Source organism: Lentilitoribacter sp. JB5-8, from assembly GCF_055693385.1.
In genome coordinates this window covers 1,801,115-1,820,369 of record NZ_CM146332.1, presented here as the reverse complement: position 1 = coordinate 1,820,369, position 19,255 = coordinate 1,801,115, and the positions used below count along the sequence as shown (strand labels likewise).

General features: G+C 44.8%; 15 protein-coding genes, 1 pseudogene and 1 riboswitch. Of the genes and pseudogenes, 13 read left to right on the top strand and 3 right to left on the bottom strand.

Annotated features, from left to right (window positions below):
* From rpsI to argC, 4 genes are all read left to right on the top strand, one after another.
* On the top strand, nt 1-546 hold the full coding sequence (rpsI, locus tag ACZ1GZ_RS08735) for a 30S ribosomal protein S9 (RefSeq protein ID WP_472668112.1): 546 nt from the start codon (nt 1-3) through the stop codon (nt 544-546).
* 995 nt (nt 547-1,541) lie between these two features.
* Nucleotides 1,542-2,291, top strand: coding sequence for an FkbM family methyltransferase (locus tag ACZ1GZ_RS08730; protein ID WP_472668111.1), 750 nt, complete (start codon nt 1,542-1,544; stop codon nt 2,289-2,291).
* Nucleotides 2,292-2,332: 41 nt separating this feature from the next.
* Complete coding sequence (locus ACZ1GZ_RS08725; protein WP_472668110.1) at nt 2,333-3,208, top strand: DMT family transporter; 876 nt, start codon at nt 2,333-2,335, stop codon at nt 3,206-3,208.
* Between the two features lie 164 nt (nt 3,209-3,372).
* Entirely contained in the window at nt 3,373-4,308 is a 936-nt protein-coding gene (gene argC / locus ACZ1GZ_RS08720) for an N-acetyl-gamma-glutamyl-phosphate reductase (RefSeq protein ID WP_472668109.1), read from the top strand.
* 41 nt (nt 4,309-4,349) lie between these two features.
* Here argC and ACZ1GZ_RS08715 read toward each other — a convergent pair.
* Nucleotides 4,350-5,470: pseudogene (locus ACZ1GZ_RS08715) on the bottom strand (COX15/CtaA family protein).
* Nucleotides 5,471-5,686: 216 nt separating this feature from the next.
* On the opposite strand from ACZ1GZ_RS08715, the gene ACZ1GZ_RS08710 reads away from it, so the two are divergent.
* On the top strand, nt 5,687-5,917 hold the full coding sequence (locus ACZ1GZ_RS08710) for a DUF2842 domain-containing protein (RefSeq protein WP_472668108.1): 231 nt from the start codon (nt 5,687-5,689) through the stop codon (nt 5,915-5,917).
* 170 nt (nt 5,918-6,087) lie between these two features.
* Nucleotides 6,088-7,341, top strand: a complete 1,254-nt coding sequence (locus ACZ1GZ_RS08705; RefSeq protein ID WP_472668107.1) for a GNAT family N-acetyltransferase — start codon at nt 6,088-6,090, stop codon at nt 7,339-7,341.
* A gap of 53 nt (nt 7,342-7,394) precedes the next feature.
* On the opposite strand, the gene ACZ1GZ_RS08700 is transcribed toward ACZ1GZ_RS08705, so the two are convergent.
* The gene (locus ACZ1GZ_RS08700; protein ID WP_472668106.1) at nt 7,395-9,599 is read right to left on the bottom strand and encodes a GumC family protein; all 2,205 of its coding nucleotides are present in this window, start codon (nt 9,597-9,599) and stop codon (nt 7,395-7,397) included.
* Between the two features lie 260 nt (nt 9,600-9,859).
* Here ACZ1GZ_RS08700 and ACZ1GZ_RS08695 point away from each other — a divergent pair, with 260 nt between their 5' ends.
* From ACZ1GZ_RS08695 to ACZ1GZ_RS08670, 6 genes are all read left to right on the top strand, one after another.
* On the top strand, nt 9,860-10,420 hold the full coding sequence (locus ACZ1GZ_RS08695) for a polysaccharide biosynthesis/export family protein (protein WP_472668267.1): 561 nt from the start codon (nt 9,860-9,862) through the stop codon (nt 10,418-10,420).
* Nucleotides 10,421-10,464: 44 nt separating this feature from the next.
* Complete coding sequence (locus ACZ1GZ_RS08690; protein ID WP_472668105.1) at nt 10,465-11,607, top strand: glycosyltransferase family 4 protein; 1,143 nt, start codon at nt 10,465-10,467, stop codon at nt 11,605-11,607.
* A 114-nt stretch (nt 11,608-11,721) separates the two neighbouring features.
* Nucleotides 11,722-13,305, top strand: a complete 1,584-nt coding sequence (locus ACZ1GZ_RS08685; RefSeq protein WP_472668104.1) for an undecaprenyl-phosphate glucose phosphotransferase — start codon at nt 11,722-11,724, stop codon at nt 13,303-13,305.
* A gap of 71 nt (nt 13,306-13,376) precedes the next feature.
* Nucleotides 13,377-14,585 carry an O-antigen ligase family protein gene (locus ACZ1GZ_RS08680; RefSeq protein ID WP_472668266.1) on the top strand — a complete coding sequence of 403 codons (1,209 nt, stop codon included), beginning with the start codon at nt 13,377-13,379 and terminating at the stop codon, nt 14,583-14,585.
* A gap of 118 nt (nt 14,586-14,703) precedes the next feature.
* The gene (locus tag ACZ1GZ_RS08675; RefSeq protein ID WP_472668103.1) at nt 14,704-15,360 is read left to right on the top strand and encodes an HAD family hydrolase; all 657 of its coding nucleotides are present in this window, start codon (nt 14,704-14,706) and stop codon (nt 15,358-15,360) included.
* A 17-nt stretch (nt 15,361-15,377) separates the two neighbouring features.
* Nucleotides 15,378-15,665, top strand: a complete 288-nt coding sequence (locus ACZ1GZ_RS08670) for a putative quinol monooxygenase (RefSeq protein WP_472668102.1) — start codon at nt 15,378-15,380, stop codon at nt 15,663-15,665.
* A gap of 28 nt (nt 15,666-15,693) precedes the next feature.
* Here the strand turns inward: ACZ1GZ_RS08670 and ACZ1GZ_RS08665 are convergent, their stop codons facing one another.
* Nucleotides 15,694-17,652 (bottom strand): cation:proton antiporter domain-containing protein, encoded by a 1,959-nt coding sequence (locus ACZ1GZ_RS08665; protein WP_472668101.1) that lies wholly within the window; start codon nt 17,650-17,652, stop codon nt 15,694-15,696.
* 263 nt (nt 17,653-17,915) lie between these two features.
* Nucleotides 17,916-18,016, top strand: a riboswitch (guanidine-I (ykkC/yxkD leader).
* 119 nt (nt 18,017-18,135) lie between these two features.
* On the opposite strand from ACZ1GZ_RS08665, the gene ACZ1GZ_RS08660 reads away from it, so the two are divergent.
* Nucleotides 18,136-19,203, top strand: a complete 1,068-nt coding sequence (locus tag ACZ1GZ_RS08660) for a putative urea ABC transporter substrate-binding protein (protein ID WP_472668265.1) — start codon at nt 18,136-18,138, stop codon at nt 19,201-19,203.
* Nucleotides 19,204-19,255: the final 52 nt, after the last annotated feature.

Genomic DNA, 19,255 nt, shown 5'->3' with positions numbered 1-19,255 from the left:
ATGGCTGAGCTAGAATCCTTAGCTGAACTTGGTGAAGCAACTGCAGAAGCAGTCGAAGCGGCTCCAGTATACGTTCAAAAACTAGACGACCAAGGTCGTGCATATGCAACAGGCAAGCGTAAAGACGCTATTGCCCGCGTTTGGATTAAACCAGGCACAGGTAAAATCACTGTTGTTGGTGCACCTTCTAAAAGCTCTACTCGTAAAGACAAAGCTGAAGACAAAAAGGTTGTTAACTCAAGTACTGAGCGCGATTACACTGAATATTTCTCACGTCCTGTTCTTCAAATGGTTGTTCTTCAGCCACTTGTTGCTGCAGATCGTACAACTCAATATGATGTTGTTGTGACATGTTCAGGTGGTGGTCTTTCTGGCCAAGCTGGTGCTGTTCGTCACGGCATCTCTAAAGCTTTGACAAATTACGAGCCTGCTCTACGCCCTGTCTTGAAAAAAGGCGGTTTCCTTACGCGCGATTCACGTGTTGTTGAGCGTAAGAAATACGGTAAAGCGAAAGCGCGTCGTAGCTTCCAGTTCTCAAAACGTTAAGTTTCAGAATACAAAAGTTTCAAAGAGGCCGGACATTGTTCCGGCCTTTTTTTGATGGGCGATGCTCGATAGGGTATGCCATCAATCATTCAATGCTGTGCTCGTATGCTGAATAGCCGCGAAGCATGAATCAACATCTATAAATGCAGACTAATCGCAACAGACGCACTCATATGATGAAGTGAGGCGTTTATTTTCAAACACCTTATTAGTTTATGGAATAATCCAAGTTGCAATTTATGATTTTTCAAAACACCGCTTGCAACACCCGCCGCTACCGCCATCCCTCATCATTTGCAAATCAGTTGTTTTGGCACCACAAATCTGACATTTGACGGTCCAAGCATCATTCAACGCTTTAAAAAACAATCGGAAAACTCTCATCAAAGCAGGCTCATTATTTGCAAAAAATACAACCATAAACAATTTTAAGTTGAGAAAAACTCCATAAAAATAGCATCGAATTTATATGTCAATTTAGTATGTAAATTTTTAAAATAACAATCTATGGTTGGATATGCTCAATCAAATTAGATCCATATCAAAATCTCCATTGAAGATATTTTTATCGACCAGCTATTCTCTGGAACTACTACTGGTTTTAGCTGAAGTGAAACATAATGAAGGCATAGAGAAATTATATAATTCTCTATCGTCACCTAAACCTAGACAGCCGTCTTTTGACATATTCATAAAACGATTATTGAGCGAAGGCTGGGTTGTTATAGGTGTAGGAGAAGATAAACGTACAAAGTGTATCTCTCTATCACCAAAAACGTTTCAAGCTTTGCAACACCTTGATATCTGACAAAGCAACGCACTTAGCTGCATTCACACAAGCCTACTTGTCAAGTTTTCAACAATTACTCACTACAGAATAACAACACCGCCTACACTCACAAAAGGTTTGACCACATTCCGGCGATATTAGTGGCTACTCAGCACTTATTTATTAGTATATGAGAGTTCTATAGGTTTTCGGGAGCGCATCTATGTTGAATTCAATCAAATATGCAATACAGCGCCGACTGCGCAAACCGAGATACCGTGGACTTAAGAAAGATATACATCAGTTTCAGAACCTAATCGCATTTACTCAGACTGGTCACGCCATGAATAGCCAGACCGGTCAGGATATATTGGCATTGATCATTTCCGGTTTCAAAAGAGAGGGATTTTTTGTTGATTTTGGCGCGACTGATGGGATTGAAAATAGCAACACTTACTTATTGGAAAAACAATTCGACTGGCGCGGCATCTTAGCGGAACCTGCCAAATCATGGCACAAGGACCTAAAAGCCAACAGGTTAGCGCATATTGAGACAGATTGTGTATGGAAACAAACCGGCGACACTATAGAATTTGATATGATCGATAATGGAGAATTATCGACAATTTCCTCCTATAAAGATACAGACCATCTCGGTACTAGTCGAAAGAATAAAACATCTTATCCATTGCAAACAATTTCACTTTTCGATTTGTTACAAAAGTATGGTGCGCCTGAAACGATCGACTTTTTGTCAATCGATACAGAGGGCAGCGAGTTTGAAATTTTGAACTCGTTTGACTTTGATAAATATCGGTTCAATTTCGTATCTGTTGAACACAATTACACGGACAATCGCGAGATGATTCGAAAACTTTTAGAAGGAAATGGCTACCGGCGCATATTGAAAAACTTATCCCGTCAGGATGACTGGTATGTCCACGAAACTGTTGATCTGCCAGAAACAGTTTTTTAATTTCATAGTAATTTCGAGCAATCGGTAAATCGAAACCCCTTATGCAAAATCAATCTCAACCACTTAAAGCCGCTTCATGGATGCTTGGTGCGATCATCGCTTTTTCGCTTATGGCAATTGCGGGGCGTGAAGTTGGCCAGCATCTTGATACCTTCGAGATCATGTTCTACCGATCAATCGTCGGCATGATCATCGTTATCAGTGTTGCGCGGTCTGTGGGTACATTGTCTGAAATTAATACCCGCAATTTTGGTCTTCAAACCATCCGCAATCTGTCGCATTTTGCAGGACAAAATCTGTGGTTTTTCGCGCTAACGACTGTGCCTTTATCACAGCTTTTTGCCTTTGAGTTTTCAACGCCATTGTGGGTCGCAGTCCTCGCACCATTTTTCTTGGCAGAAAAGCTCACCCCTATGCGCGCCTTCTGCGCAGCCCTCGGCTTTTTGGGCATCTTGATTGTCGCTCGGCCTGATACGACCACCATATCGCCTCACATAATTGCGGCAGCACTATGTGCAGTGGGTTTCGCCGGTGCTGCAATCACAACAAAGCTTTTAACACGGACACAAACAATTACATGCATCTTGTTTTGGCTGACAGCTATGCAAGCAGTCTTCGGATTGGTCACAGCCGGTTATGATGGCGATATCCACATTCCAAATATGGTCCAATCATTCTGGCTTATCATTATCGGCTTATGTGGATTATCCGCGCATTTTTGTATCACCAAAGCACTATCACTTGCGCCTGCAATCATCGTGACACCATTTGATTTTCTTCGATTGCCACTTATCTCCATCGTGGCGTATTTCCTATATCAGGAAGTTTTAGAATGGCCTGTCGTGGTTGGCGCAATCATCGTGTTTACAGCAAACTTACTAAACCTTAGAAACGAAATGCGATTGAAAAAGGCTTAGGAAAGCGCGTAACTCACTTTCTTACAAAATTAACATACAAAGTTGATTGCCGATCCAAGACACTCCATATATATCTCAGTTTTAGGTAATGATTTAACAAGATGAAAATTTGATTCATCATTTCCTATTAAGAATATGATTTTAAAGAACAAACGGACACCATTATGGCTGCTAAAATCTTTATCGACGGCGAACATGGCACAACTGGCTTGCAAATTATTTCGCGGTTATCTGAGCGCAATGACATCGAATTGATGTCGATTGCCCATGAAGATCGCCGTGATGCTGATGTCCGTAAAGCTATGTTGCGTGATGCTGATATTGCAATTTTATGTTTACCAGATGCTGCGGCCCGAGAAGCTGTCGCGCTTGCAGCAGATGCCGGCACACGCTTTATCGACGCGTCCACCGCACACAGAACGCACCCAGATTGGGTATTTGGTTTTGGCGAATTGAACAAGGATCAAAAGGATGCAATTGCGAATGCGCAGTTCGTTTCCAATCCTGGCTGCTATTCAACAGGTGCGATCGCTCTCATTGCTCCACTGGTGCAAGCGGGTTTATTACCTGATGATTATCCGATCACAATCAATGCTGTTTCTGGTTATACAGGTGGTGGCAAACAGATGATTGCACAGATGGAAGATCCTGATTTGGATGATGCGATCGCGTCCAATCACTTTGCGTATGCGCTCACGCTGGCGCATAAGCATGTGCCAGAAATCGTTACACGCTCTGGGCTTACGCGTCAGCCCATTTTCACACCAAATGTCGGACGGTTTGCGCAAGGTATGCTCGTGCATGTTCCGCTTCATTTAGACCTGTTAAACGACGAACCAGATTTGGTGGATGTATATAAAGCATTACGTGATCATTATGACGGACAGGATATTGTCCAAGTCGTGCCGTTAATTGACAGCCAAGAGATTGCACGCCTTGATCCTGAACAGCTCGCAGGTCATGACACGATGCGACTTTATGTATTTGGCACTGAAGGCGATGGACGGATAAATCTAACCGCACAGCTCGATAATTTGGGCAAAGGTGCTTCTGGTGCTGCAGTACAAAATCTTGACCTGATGCTGAGCACAATTGATTAGCATCACAGATATTTTGTGACCCATTATTGAAGGGTGTTTCCCTAAGCGATGCTTGCTTCTGGGAAGCGCCCTTTTTGCATTTTAATGGGTAATGGATAGCTGCCTTTAAATCCACGCCAATGTGCCACTGCAAACCCAAGCACGACCAAAGCAAACCCTTGGTGAATGAGCCCCCAGCTCATGGGAACCTGGAGCAACAATGTTATGATGCCAAAGACGGCTTGGAAGGTGATCAAAACGAAAAGCACGATGGACCGTCTTGAATGGGTGGTCTGTGCATTGCCTTTCAAACAGGCAATCATGTGCCAAAGCGCAAAGGCCCATAATGCGTACGCTGTAATGCGGTGAATAAATTGTACAGTTTTGGGTGCTTCAAATGCATTGAGCCACCAAGGGTCCATCACCCAAAGATTTGCTGGTACAATCGCACCATCCATGAGCGGCCATGTGTTATACGCAAGCCCTGCATCAAGTCCTGCAACAAGCCCCCCTAAGAATATCTGCAGAAGGACAAACAGTGTTAGAACACCCGCAAAAAAGCTGGCTGATGAGGTGGGACTTGTATCTTTTGCATGATCTGCGAGCCCGCGCATAACCCAAACAATGGCTCCAAATATGACGCAGGCGAGAGTTAAATGCGTTGCGAGGCGATATTGGCTAACATCGACCCGATCAACGAGGCCAGATGAGACCATCCACCAGCCAATGAACCCTTGCAAACCGCCCAAAAATAGCAAACCAACCAATGGAAATCTCAATGGCTTTTCAATACGTCCGGCAACAGCGAATATTAAAAGTGGAATTCCAAATAAAACACCAACACCACGCGCTAGAAATCTGTGCGCCCATTCCCACCAATAGATCACTTTAAACTCGTCCATAGACATGCCTTTATTGATCAATTGATATTCAGGGATCTGGCGATAAAGCTCTAATTCTTCTTCCCATTCCTGTGCGCTTAACGGAGGAATGACACCGTGGATGGGTTTCCATTCTGTAATTGACAGGCCTGAATCAGTTAATCGCGTTGCCCCCCGACAATGACAAGGGCGAAAATAGCCAATAGCACAATACCAAGCCATAGACGCAAAACACCCCTGTTGCTTTTTGCAGAATTCTGCATTTGTAAAAGCTCTGAATGTTCAACAGCGATATCTGACATGGGTGATCCTATATGTTGGCTATATGTTTGATCTAAAATCTGCGGATGTTTTGCACCTATATATACGAAAGACAAGTGGAAAGGACTTGCGGCACGCGGTCGCGGGAAAAAGATCAATCCGAAGCTTTCCTCTTCGCGTAATTAGGTCTACAAGGCTGTTAAATGAACACAGCCACTATGCTTACTTTAATACGCTAGCCCCCGGAAGGAAGATAAATGCCAGTGCGTGTGAAAAAATTCATCGGTGTTTTTCTGATCTTAGTTCTAGTTGTGGTCTATGCAGATATCGGTGTCACTTTTGCCTCAGCCTATTTGGGTGAGTCCCCTTGGTATATCCATATGACATATTTTCTTGTGACAGGCCTTTTGTGGGTACTACCTGCCATGTGGTTGATCAAATGGATGGAAACACCGCCGAAGTCTAAAACGCCTAATGCGCAAGACTAAGCATACACCCCGTTTGCGTTGATACTTCAAATTTTATTTTTTATGTTCAAACTTCATTTTCCGTAACGGCAAACTTTGGTGCTCCAACAGCTCCAAAATCACCATTTGTTTAACTTTTTTGCCGATCTTGAGCTCCAGTTTAGTAATTTTAGAGTGTGATCGGTCAAAAAATGTCAAGTTTAACATTAAATCGTAATACATCAGGGGCAGTCTTATCACCTTATCATCCGGGTAATATTGTCAGATATCGGAACTTGCAGGATCAGATGGACAAGCAAAAGTCAGTTGAAAGTAATCGCTATGCTGTTATTCAGAACATTGATGATCTTGAACATGATTGGCGACGAATTGAAACTGAATTGCATGTCTCTGTGCACCAAAGCTTTAGTTGGGTCCGCGCTTGGATACGCAACAAAAAGGTCAATCCGTTATTTATCGCGGGTTATATCGGCGGTCGCATTGAATTTATCCTACCGCTGGAAATTTCCAAAAAATTCGGCGTCACGACAGCACAACAGATCGGTACAGAGCACAGCAACTTAAATTTTGCTCTTTGTTCAACGTTATTCTTATCAACTTGTGGGCAGGATTTTGTTTCGCATTTAAAACGTGAAATTAAATCAACAGCACCTTTTATTGATGTGATCATCTTGGATCGCATGCGCATGCAGGTCAAAGACAAACGAAATCCCTTTGAACCTATTTTGACAACGAAAAACCAAAACGCGTCGTTTCAGTTGCCATTGCTAGATGAGTTTGATGAGACACTGGCGCAGCTAAATCGTAAGCGTCGCAAAAAGAAATTCCGAAACACAGAAAAGCGTATTAATTCTGTGGGTGGTTATACTTACACAATTGCGAACTCACTTGCTGAGAATGAGAAAATTCTCGCAGAGTTTTTCCGACAAAAGTCCAAACGATTGAAGAGCCAAGGTTTGCCAAACGTCTTTGAAGACGAGAAGCTAAAAGACTTCTTTTCAGAAGTTTGTTCGCTCGACAATAATGAAATAGGTTCGATGGAGCTTCACGCTATTGTTTTAAAAGGTGAAGCATATGATGGCCAAATCCTAGCAATTTCGGCGATTACGCCAAAGCGTGACCATGCGATTTGCCAATTCAGCTCTTTCAATGAAGAAATTAATGCAGAGCTTGATTGTAGCCCTGGTGAGTTTTTATTCTTTCTTGCGATACAAAACTTTAATCAACGCGGGTTCCGCAAGTTTGATTTCGGTATTGGCGATCAACCTTACAAGCGTTCTTGGTGCACAGAATGTGATGAGCATTTTGATGGCACGCTTACCTTCACTTTATTCGGTAAAGCCTACGCTCGCGCTCACAAGGGTAAAACTGATTTAAAACGATATATCAAATCATCTGAAAAGTTGCACAAGTTTGCCGCTAAAATTAGGTCGTTAAAAGCATAAAATAACCCGGGTTAGTCTCGTAACCCGGGTCATATTAATTGCTTGTTTTTAAATCATGCAACTGAGCTTTGATCGCTTTGCGGATCGTGATGAGACGGTTCATAAGACCCCTGATTAAGATCTAATGTGATCACATCCTGGAAGCCATTATCGATAAACTCTTGTTGTAACTCGTATAAGTCACCTTCGTCCAAATGCTTGACCGATATGACATATTCAGGTGTCCGTTCACTTATCAGGCGCATAGCGCTTTCAACTGAAGACGGCCCGCATTCTACAATAACAGTGTTATAGCTTTGTCCAAGAGCATCAATAATCATCGGGATACGTTCCGCTGAACTCATAGCACGTTGTATATTGCCATTCCCACGCGCCATAACATGTGCATTGGAGCTGCGATCCGGATGAAGCGTATTTGCAATTGATGTCTCGCCACACAGCAAGTTTGTAATGCCGGTAATTCGGCTAGTGCCAATTGTTACACCTGATGGGCCGCCATTGAGTGTAAGATCAACAAGAACGGGTCGTAATCCCAACTCGCTTAGCTTGCGCGCCAGCATCACTGAACCTGCAACAGCCGTATCTCCCTCGGGAGAGACACACACAACAAACTTTGTTTTGGCAATCGCAAACTCAGAGATAACCTGATCAATTGAGAAGCCTAAAGCGTTCGCAGAGTTCGATTGTGGCGGTATATCTTCGCTGATTAGACTTGCTGCAAGTGGTGCATTTTCCGCAAGGTTAACCCCTGCTTTGGCATGAACATATTCCGGCTGATCCTGACGTGAAGCATAGACCGCTGCTGATATCTTACCATCATGATCCATGACCGGGTCCTGATGATGATTTTGCTGCGCTGGGCGAAGTGCACGCCCGCTAAACAATTCTCCAAGCATCACCCAAATGGCACTGATGATAAAGGTTGCGAACATGGCAACGACAATGATCGGAATTTTCTTTGGGAAATAAGCTTCTGTCGGTTCGATTGCACGCGAAATGATACGTGCATCCGGCGGTACTGCACTCACATTTGCACGTGAGGCAGATTCGCGAAAACGCGAGAGATAAGTTTCTAACAATTGGCGTTGAGAATTAGCTTCACGCTCTAAAGCACGTAGCTGAACTTCTTCACCACCAGCTTGCGCTGAACTTGCTTTGATCGAGTTTAAGCTGCTTTGCAATTCGCGTTCACGCAGACGCGCAACCGAAGCTTCATTTTCCAAACTCGCAAGAACTTTACGCGCCTCACCACGCAATTGTCTTTGGATATCAATCAACTGAGCACGCAGCGCTTGCATGCGTGGATGCCCTTCAAGCAGTGTTGTGGAAAGGTCTGCAATTTGACCGCGCACATCCCCTTCTGTCTCACGAAGGCGCTGTACTGTGGTTGAATCTAACACATCTGCAATGGCTTCAATATCCTGACCACTTTCAAGCACGCGACGCACTGTGGTGGCGCGCGCATCCGCATCAACACGTTCTGAACGAACACGAGTTAACTCTGCTGAAATGTCAGACAATTGCTGTGAATTTAATGTATCGCTATCACCGACTAACAAAAGACCTTTGTCTGCACGATATTGCGCAACCTTCGCCTCAGCTTGGCGAACACCTTCACGCAGTCGCTCAATTTCAGGCTCTAGCCAAGCGCTTGCAACGTTATTGTCTTTCAGTTTTTCACCGGATTGAACACGCAAGAAGGCATCAGCCATTGCATTTGGAACAAGTGCCGCAAGTTTTGGGTCTTCTGAGGAGAATTCAATAACAATAACGCGAGAAGCGGCGATCTGATAAACATCAAGACGCTCATAAAACTCTTTTAAAACGCGCTCTTCTGCTGGGATGTCAAAGGGGTTTGAAATCAACCCCATCCCGATAAGAATACTTTCAATCGCAGAGGCTTTTTTCGGCGTATCAAACTCTTCGTATGAAGCAAGGTCTAATTGGCGCGCAACCTCTTTCACCAGATCATTCGATTTTAGAATTTCCATCTGGCTGGTGACACCACGTTCATCAAGAACCGAAGATTGCGGGTTACCATTAGCTTGCTGCTGATTTGTATAAACAGGCTCACGATTATCGATCAAAATACGTGCTTCTGAACGGTATTTCTCACTTAACATATTTACTAAAAAGAATGCCAACACCCCTGCGATTAGAACCGCAATGATGATCTTGATCGCATTGCGCTTAACCGCAGCAAACAAGCTTCCGATATCAATATCTACATTCGTATCATCAGTGTGCACCTGACTCATACACTTTACTCCATATGGTATTTAACCGCGGATCGTAAACGAACATGGTAACTTATCGGTTAACGCGAAATGTTTTTTAAAGCCTATAATTAGGAGGGTTTACCGTTAGCATTAAAGTGGTCAATTCACGTCCGCTAACGCAGGTGTAAATTCACTTGCAGAATATTTTATCTAATCTTTACCAAGCATTAACCATAAATCGACGATAAATTGGGCTCACAGTTAACTCGTGGAGCATAGCGCCCGTGATTAGGTCAAAATTGAAAATTACTTTTATTGCAGCCTGTGCTGCGTTTGCAACTGCCCTTACAGGCTGCGCAAGCTATCAACCTGCCCCACGCGCTTTTCATGAAGCAACTATACAACCTTATCGTTTAGATTCTGGCGACCGATTGCGCATTACCGTATTTGAGCAAACAGGTTTGACTGGCACCTACAGCGTTGATCAGGCTGGCTACATTTCTTTCCCACTTGTTGGCGCCATTGCAGCGCGGGGTAAAACCGCTCAAGAATTAGAAGGTGTTGTTGCTGCTCAACTGCGTCAAGGTTTCTTGCGCGATCCAGATGTTTCCATTGAAATTGATCAATATCGCTCTTTCTTCATTCTTGGTGAAGTTGGTCAGCCTGGCCAATATGCTTATGTGCCTGGAATGACTGTACAAAATGCGATTGCGATCGCGGGTGGCTTTAGCAGCCGCGCCAACCAGAAAACCACCGATATCACACGCAAAATCAATGGAAAAATCATGACCGGCAAGGTCTCGATCTCCAGCCCGATTTTAGCCGGTGACACAATCTATATTCGCGAACGCTTGTTCTAAGATTTGACCATCATATTACAGGCTTTGGAGACCAAACCGAACACATGACTGAGCAGCCGTTACGCATCATCCATTGTTTTCGCTCTCCAGTCGGTGGAATTTTTCGCCACGTTCGAGATCTGGTGAATTATCATTCAGAACAGGGCCACAAAATTGGCATTTTATGCGACAGCTCAACTGGTGGCGTGCATGAAGATAAGCTGTTTGAAACAATACTTCCCAAGCTAGAGCTTGGTTTGCAGCGCATCGAAATTGGTCGGGCAGTAACACCCAAAGATTTCCTTGCAGCACGGAAAGTTTATAAAGAAATCAAAAGTTTGCAACCTGATGTATTGCATGGACATGGCGCTAAAGGTGGCGCGTATGTTCGGCTCTTGGGTTCATTCCTGCGGGGGTCCCGGTCTCGCGTTACCCGCTTTTATTCCCCCCATGGCGGCACTTTGCATTACAAGTCTTCAAGCTTGCAGGGCAAAGCCTATTTTGCCGTCGAACGCTTTTTAGAGCGCTGGACGGATGGTCTTGTTTTCGTCAGCGATCATGAGCGTAAAACCTATTTCGAGAAGGTTGGAACACCCAAAACAGATTGGAATTTGGTCTATAACGGGCTAACTGACGAAGATTTTAAACCCATAAAGATAAAAAAAGACGCGGTTGATTTTCTGTATATTGGCATGATGAGGGACCTTAAGGGTCCCGATGTTTTTATTGATGCTTTGCGCGTAGCTGAACGCATAACAGGTAGACCACTTACCGCACATATGGTTGGTGATGGTCCTGATAAAGAAAGCTATCAGCTCAAAATCCATAAGATGGGACTAGGCGAGCGGATAAAAATGCATCCGGCAATGATGGCGCGCGAGGCATTTGAACTTGCACGCCATGTTGTCATCCCTTCTCGAGCAGAAGCTATGCCGTATATTGTGCTTGAAACTGTGGCCGCACAAAAACCGATAATTTGCACAAATGTCGGCGGAATTCCTGAAATAATGGGGGAAGATTGCGCTTCTATGGTCACACCAGGCGATGCTGACGCGCTTGGTGCAATTATGGCAAAAGCTGCGGATGAAAAAGGCTGGCTTAAAACCTGTTTGCCAGATCGCGCAGAGTTTACTCAGCGCTTTTCCGTTAAGACAATGGCTGAAAACCTAACCGAAATTTACCAAAAGGCTGGTAAAAAAGCCGCTTAAACCTTCAAAAAAGCTAGTTTTGTCAAGTATTTCTTAGCTCATTTACGCTACCATTTATCTAAGTTTGAGTTCCTCTATGTGTTTTAGAGGGTGTTTGAGTAGCGGGTAAGTATCATGAGTAATCGTATTTCTGATAAGGTCAACGAGGTAAAATCAGCTCCTTTGGAGCCAACCGACCTGGTTCCTGATGACAATTCTGATATCTTAGAAAAGAATACAGTCAATGGGGTTGAAAAGAACAATCTCAACCGTCTGGCACGTCATATCGCTGAACAATTAGCCGATGAAAACTACTCGCCTGCTATTATTCGCGGCAGTTTCCGCGTATTTGAAGCCATTGGCTTTTTGGTTGCGGGTTTTGTACCCTATTTCTCTCAAGGTCACCACTTAGATGGCACTTGGATGAGCCACTCTAGCGTTATTGTCTTATCCACCATCCTGCTCGCAATGGCTTATTATGCTGGTGGCCTTTACACCACACAAAGTCTATCTGCTGGTATTCGTGTATTACCGCGCGCCATGGCTATTGTGTCATCCCTCTTTGCGCTCATGGCATTGGGTGGATACTTCATTGATTTTAATTTTCTGTTTGACTGGAACTGGTTCAGCTCCTGGTTTGTTGGCGGGACAGCGTTTATCTGTGTGACGCGTGTCTTGTTTGCAATCTCAATGAAAAAATGGAACCGCAATGGTTTCATGGAACGCCGTGCGGTGATTGTCGGTGGCGCTGATGCTGCAAAAAAACTAATCCGAGATATCGAAGCGGAACCTGATAACGATATTCGTATTTGCGGTCTGTTTGATGATCGTTCTGATGATCGTTCACCACCCGTTGTTGCGGGTTACCCAAAGCTCGGCACAGTCAAAGATGTGATTGCATTCGCTCGCATGACGCAGATTGATCTGATCATTCTAACACTGCCGCTTGCAGCTGAAAGCCGCTGGATCGGTATGCTAAAGCATTTATGGGTGTTGCCGGTTGATATTCGACTTGCCGCGCATGCCAATTCTATGAAATTCCGCCCGCGTTTTTATAGCTTCATGCCAAACAGTAAGATCCCAATGCTGGATTTGTTTGATAAACCGATTGCTGACTGGGATTCCGTCAGTAAGCGCTTGTTTGATATTTTCTTCGCGCTTGTTGCATTGGCTTTGTTATGGCCAATTATGCTCGGCGCTGCCATTGCGGTGAAAATGACATCGAAGGGCCCGATTTTCTTCAAACAAAAGCGCCACGGCATTAATAACGAGGAAATCTTAATCTATAAATTCCGTTCCATGTACACGGAGATGTCGGATGAAAAAGCAGCGAACCTTGTCACCAAAGACGATCCACGCGTAACACCTGTAGGGCGTTTTATTCGCAAGACCTCGATTGACGAATTACCACAATTGTTCAATGTGCTAATCGGTAATGTATCGCTTGTGGGCCCTCGCCCGCACGCCGTTGTAGCGCAGGCACAAAACAAATATTTCGCTGATGTTGTCGACGGGTATTTTGCGCGCCATCGTGTGAAACCTGGCATTACGGGTTGGGCACAGATCAATGGTCTTCGTGGTGAGATCACATCGGATGATAAGATTAAACAGCGGACTGAATATGATCTTGATTATATTGAGAACTGGTCATTGTGGTTTGATGTAAAGATCTTGGTCAAAACCCCGTTCAGTCTTCTTAATACGGAAAATGCATATTGAGTGATCTACCTGCCAATTATAACCCCTATGGTGCTGGATATGTAGCGCAACCGATTAGCGCTTCGAAAGGCATGGGACTGCGAATTGGTCAATTGACCATTTCGACTACGACCATTGGCAATTGGGCGATTGGTTTTTGTATGCTCACATCTGGCTTTGTGATGCGTGAACCCGCGCCATATGAGTTATTGTTATGTGTTGTATTGGGTGTTTGGTTTCTTGCAGGTCTCAAGATTTCACGAACCGTAGCACCTCTTCTGGTGCTTTGGCTGTTATATAATATTGGCGGTCTGGGTTCGATGCTCACCATGGACGCTTATGGCGATATCCCGCTTTATCTGGCGGTCACACTGTTCCTTGCACTCACCTCGGTGTTTTTTGCAGCGGTCATCGAACAGGATCACAAAAAGCTCTCGGTGATCTTTAAAATGTATGTTGTCTCTGCCTGTATCACTTCTCTACTGGGTATCGGCGGATATTTGGGTGTTATTCCCGGCGGTGAAGTCTTTACGCGTTATGGCCGCGCAATGGGTGCTTTTCAGGATCCCAACGTGTTTGGTCCGTTTTTGGTGTTGCCGGCGATGTATCTTTTACATGGTCTGATCACTGGTAAACTCAAAGACGCCCCTTTACGCACTGTCGGCTTGTTGATCATAACGCTCGGGGTGTTCTTATCCTTCTCACGTGCCGCATGGGGGCTTTATGCCATTTGCGGCCTTTTGCTCGTCTCGCTATTGCTGGTGAAATATCGAAGCGGTGGATTTCAGCTTAAAATCTTTTTGATGTCGATGGCAGGTTTTGTTCTACTCATTGGCGCAATACTAATAGCGTTGCAAATTGATCAGATCGCTGAGTTATTTTCCACACGTGCACAACTGGTGCAGGAATATGACGGAGCTCGCTTGGGCCGTTTTGCCCGCCATGCGATTGGCTTTGCCATAGCGATGGAACATCCGCTTGGCATTGGTCCACTCGAATTTGGTCTGATCTTTGGCGAGGATACGCACAATATGTATCTAAAATCGCTGATGGCTTATGGCTGGCTTGGATTTATCAGTTATATGACCTTGTTCTTCATGACATTTTATTTTGGTCTTAAATTCATGCTGCGTGAACGCCCTTGGCAGAAATATTTCATGCTGGCGATGATTTTGCTCTTTGGTCATGCCATTGTTGGTATCGTGATTGATAACGACCACTGGCGACATTTTTTCTTGTTATACGGTATTGTTTGGGGCTGCATCGCGCTCGAAAAGCGCTATGGCGCACAATATAACTAATCGACATAAGATGTGATCAGGGACGTGACCTATCTGGGGTCATCTGTCTTGCCATTGTCAAAATCTTCTGGTCTAAGCACACGCATTATTCCCCGTTACTCCAATTCTGGAGCATTTAATGCAGCATATTAAAGCAGTATTGTTCGACATGGATGGCCTCATGTTGGATACCGAAACTATTTCCATGCAATCGATGAAAAAGGCGACCAAACGCCTTGGGCTTAATGTTGAAGATCAATGGCTCTTCGATATCATTGGCATGAACCGCAAAGGCGCTGAAGCCTATATGTCCCAAAAGCTTGGGCACCCCCTGCCCGATGGATTAGATGATGCCTTTATTGAGATTTATGCAGATCATCTTTTTACGCATGGTATTGATCTAAAGCCGGGTCTGACAGAGCTGCTTGATTATCTGGTGGACAATAATATTCGCCGCGCGGTAGCTACATCTACGCGAACCGAGATGGCTTTAAAGAAGCTCAAAAGCTCCGGCATCTTTGACTATTTCGAATACATTGTAGGTGGTGATCAGGTGAACAATGGTAAACCTGCACCGGATATTTATCTAAAAGCTGCGAACCATGTAGGGATTGACCCAGAGTTTTGTCTTGCACTTGAAGACAGCGATAACGGTGCAAAAGCTGCTTATTCTGCCAATATCAGCGTCATTGTTGTGCCGGATTTAAAGCAGCCAAAAGATGAAACAAGACAAATGGCAACAAAAGTTGTGACAAGCTTGCACGATGTTCGTAGTCTATTTGAAACTGCGCGCTAAGGAATAAGGGGAACCACATGACTTTGACAATTGTTGCAAAATTAACAGCAGAAAAAGGCGAAGAGGAATTCCTCGCCAAACAATTGAGCAGTTTAGTTGAACCAACGCGCGCAGAAGCCGGGTGCATTCAATATGATTTGCACCAGAGCAATGACGACCCAGCTGTCTTTCTATTTTTCGAACTTTGGGAAACCAGAGACCTTTGGCAAGATCACATGAACTCACCGCATATCAAAGCCAATGGTGACGCCACCAAAGGCAAAATCGCCAATGTTGAATTACACGAGATGAACCAGATCGCCTGATCTGGCTTTGCATAAAACGACCCTCGCCTTACGATTTAGCTGAGGTTTGCTCACCTTTTTGGATTTCATCCATTTCATCACGCAAGTCACGTTGCCATTCATCAAGATTGGCAAGAATGCTTTGAATAAACTCTTCATTTTCCATTGCTGGAATTGATGGGTCGTATTTATCGGCAACATCCAACATTGCTCTACGATCCATGCGGCGGAAAGCTTCACCCATTTGAATTGAATGTTCACGATCCACACCGAGCGCTTCAAATGCCGAAGCACCCATGCGAATGGAGCCATCAAATGTTTCGCGAACAATATCGCGGCAACCGGCATACCAAAGATCATAAACGTGATTACGATCAACAGCTCGTGCAAGAACATGCACATGTGGGTGATGCTTGGTGACATGGCGAACCATCTCGGTGATCTGTTCCTTGTCATCAATGGCGATGATCAAGAGTTTAGCTTCATTGATCCCGGCTGCATGCATCATATCAGGACGCGTTGCATCTCCGTAATAAGTGCGTAAGCCAAAGATTTTCATCGTGTCAATTTGTTTAGAGCTAAAATCAATCACCGTAGCGCTGTAGCCTGCAACGCGCAGCATGCGCTCAATTACACCGCCGACGCGACCACGCCCTGCAATGATGATATGGTTTTTCTCTTCGATCTCATCACTATCACGTTCTTGATCAACCACATATTTAGGTGCGATCACTTTGTCATACAAAATGAAGAGCAGAGGCGTGAGCAGCATTGAAAGCGCCACGATCAACAGCAGTTGATCTGCAATAGCTTGCGGGATCACGCTGTTAGCAACAGTGAATGACAATAGTACGAAGCCAAATTCACCCGCTTGTGCCAAGCCAAGTGCAAACAACCATTTATCAGCGCCACGAAGCTTAAAGATATAAGCGAGTATCAATAGCACCCCAGCTTTGAGCAGCATCAGCCCAATGGTTAGCGCAACAATGATCGCTAGATTATCAAACAAGAGCACAAAGTTGATGCCCGCGCCAACGGTCATAAAGAACAAGCCCAGCAGAAGGCCTTTAAACGGGTCAATATCGGATTCAAGTTCGTGACGATATTCGCTATTGGCTAGCACCACACCGGCCAAGAATGTACCAAGCGCTGGCGATAGACCCACGAGCGACATTAGAAGAGCAATGCCTACGACCATCATCAATGCTGTTGCTACGAATAATTCGCGCAAGTTCGCCGCTGAAATAAAACGAAAGACTGGCGTTGTCAGATAGCTACCTGCAAGAAGCACAAAACCAATTGCGCCGAGAGTGACCAATGCTGTCTGCCAACCACTTAATCCATCCACAAGGCTCATGGATGAACCGTGACTGTCATCACCGTGGGCATCACCGTGGCCATCACCATGCCCATCGCCAGAATGCGCACTATCTGCGGCATGAGAAGCGGCATCAGTTGCATGAGAAGCAGTATTGGCTGCCACATCCATTAATTCCGGCACAGCAAGAAGCGGAATGAACGCCAACATCGGGATAACTGCAATGTCTTGCGTTAAAAGCACGGAGAAACTTGATTGTCCGCCATCGCTTTTCATTAAGCCTTTTTCATTGAGCGTTTGCAGCACAATCGCCGTAGATGAAAGTGCCAACACCATGCCGATTGCGAGCGCAATCGTCCAAGGTTGACCAAACGCCATGGCAATGCCCATGGCTGCGAGCGTGGTTAAGCCCACCTGCCCACCACCTAGACCAATCAACTTACCACGCATTTCCCAAAGCAGCTTTGGCTCAAGTTCTAACCCAACCAAAAACAGCATCATCACCACACCAAATTCAGCAAAATGCTGGATCGAAACCACGTCCACATTGAGCGCGGCAAGAACAGGTGAGATCAAAATACCAGCAATCAAGTAGCCAAGTACTGAACCTAATCCCAGTCGCGTTGCAATTGGAACAGCAACAACCCCTGCAATTAGAAATATGAATGCGAGCATTAAAAAGTCGGTCATGGATTCCCCGGCATGTTTCTAGACGTTTACGAGAACATAGTGACATTACGGTGCGTGGGCAATATCTCGTCTGAAATCCGCAATCTTCAATCAAAATGTCCGCACAAAATGGATACCGGGGTTCCAATTCCTGGCATAACAAATGCACAATAATTCATCACTTGTATGGATTTGGTGTTCAATTGAGCAAACTTAATCATCAAATACCCCATAAAAACCGTAATTTTCCTAGTTTGGCATAGTCTTTGCATTGTTTTTATCATGTGCAGCGCATCTAGGGTTCCGGTTTCGAAAATGAAACGCTGGTCCGAGAGATGCAAGCTGGAGAATTCCAGTGACACGGCGGGGCAAAATCCCGGGAGACTACTGCACAGGTTTGCGCACGCAAACTGACTCCCGGTTTGTGCGCAAATCCTTTTACATCGACGTTCGAGGGAACGGGCTAACTATGAAAGTTGGTCATAACAAAAGGGTACAAACATGATTAAACAGTTTACCAAAGCACTTCTTTCTGCCTCAATCATCGCTTTGCCTCTAGCCATCGCATCCGGTTCATCAGCATTTTCAGAAGAGAAAAAAGAATTTAAAGTTTGCTGGTCAATCTATGTGGGTTGGATGCCATGGGGCTATTTGCAAGATAGCGGCATTATGAAAAAATGGGCCGACAAATATGAGATTGATGTCGAGATCGTCCAGATCAACGACTATGTAGAATCCATCAACCAATATACAGCTGGCGAATATGACGGCTGCTCCATGACCAATATGGATGCGCTATCCATTCCTGCAGGTGGTGGTGTTGATACCACTGCATTGCTTGTTGGTGACTATTCCAACGGTAACGACGGCATCATTTTGAAAGACAAAACCAGCCTTGCAGACATTAAGGGCCAATCGGTAAATCTTGTTGAATTATCTGTATCGCATTACCTGCTTGCGCGTGGACTTGAAAGCGTTGGCATGTCGGAAAAAGACGTAACTGTGGTGAACACATCTGACGCTGATATGATTGCTGCTTATGCAACAGATGATGTGACATCTGTTGTGACTTGGAACCCGCTTTTGTCTGAGATTGAAGCGCAAGCCAACGCCACAAAAGTGTTCAACAGCGCGGATATTTCAGGTGAGATCATCGATATCATGATGGTCAATACGGAAACGCTTGCTGACAATCCAGCCTTTGGTAAAGCACTTACGGGTGCATGGTATGAAGTTCTTGGGTTGATGGAATCAGGTGATGAAGCAGCGCTCACTGCAATGGCAACAGCATCAGGCACAGACCTTGCAGGTTACAATGCGCAATTGGCAACAACAAAAATGTTCTATGAGCCTTCAGAAGCTGTGGCGTTTACAGCCTCAAGCGAATTGCCGGGCACCATGAAGTTTGTTGCAGAGTTCTTGTTCGACAAAGGTATTTTGGGTGAAGGCGCGCCAAGCCCAGAATTTGTCGGTGTCGCCTTCCCTGATGGCAGTACATATGGCGATGCCAATAATGTCAAACTTCGCTTTGACAACACATACATGCAAATGGCTGCAGATGGCGCGTTGTAAAACGCTGTCTTCTTAATCTCCCACAAAAAACCGTTCGCCTTTTTGTAAGGCG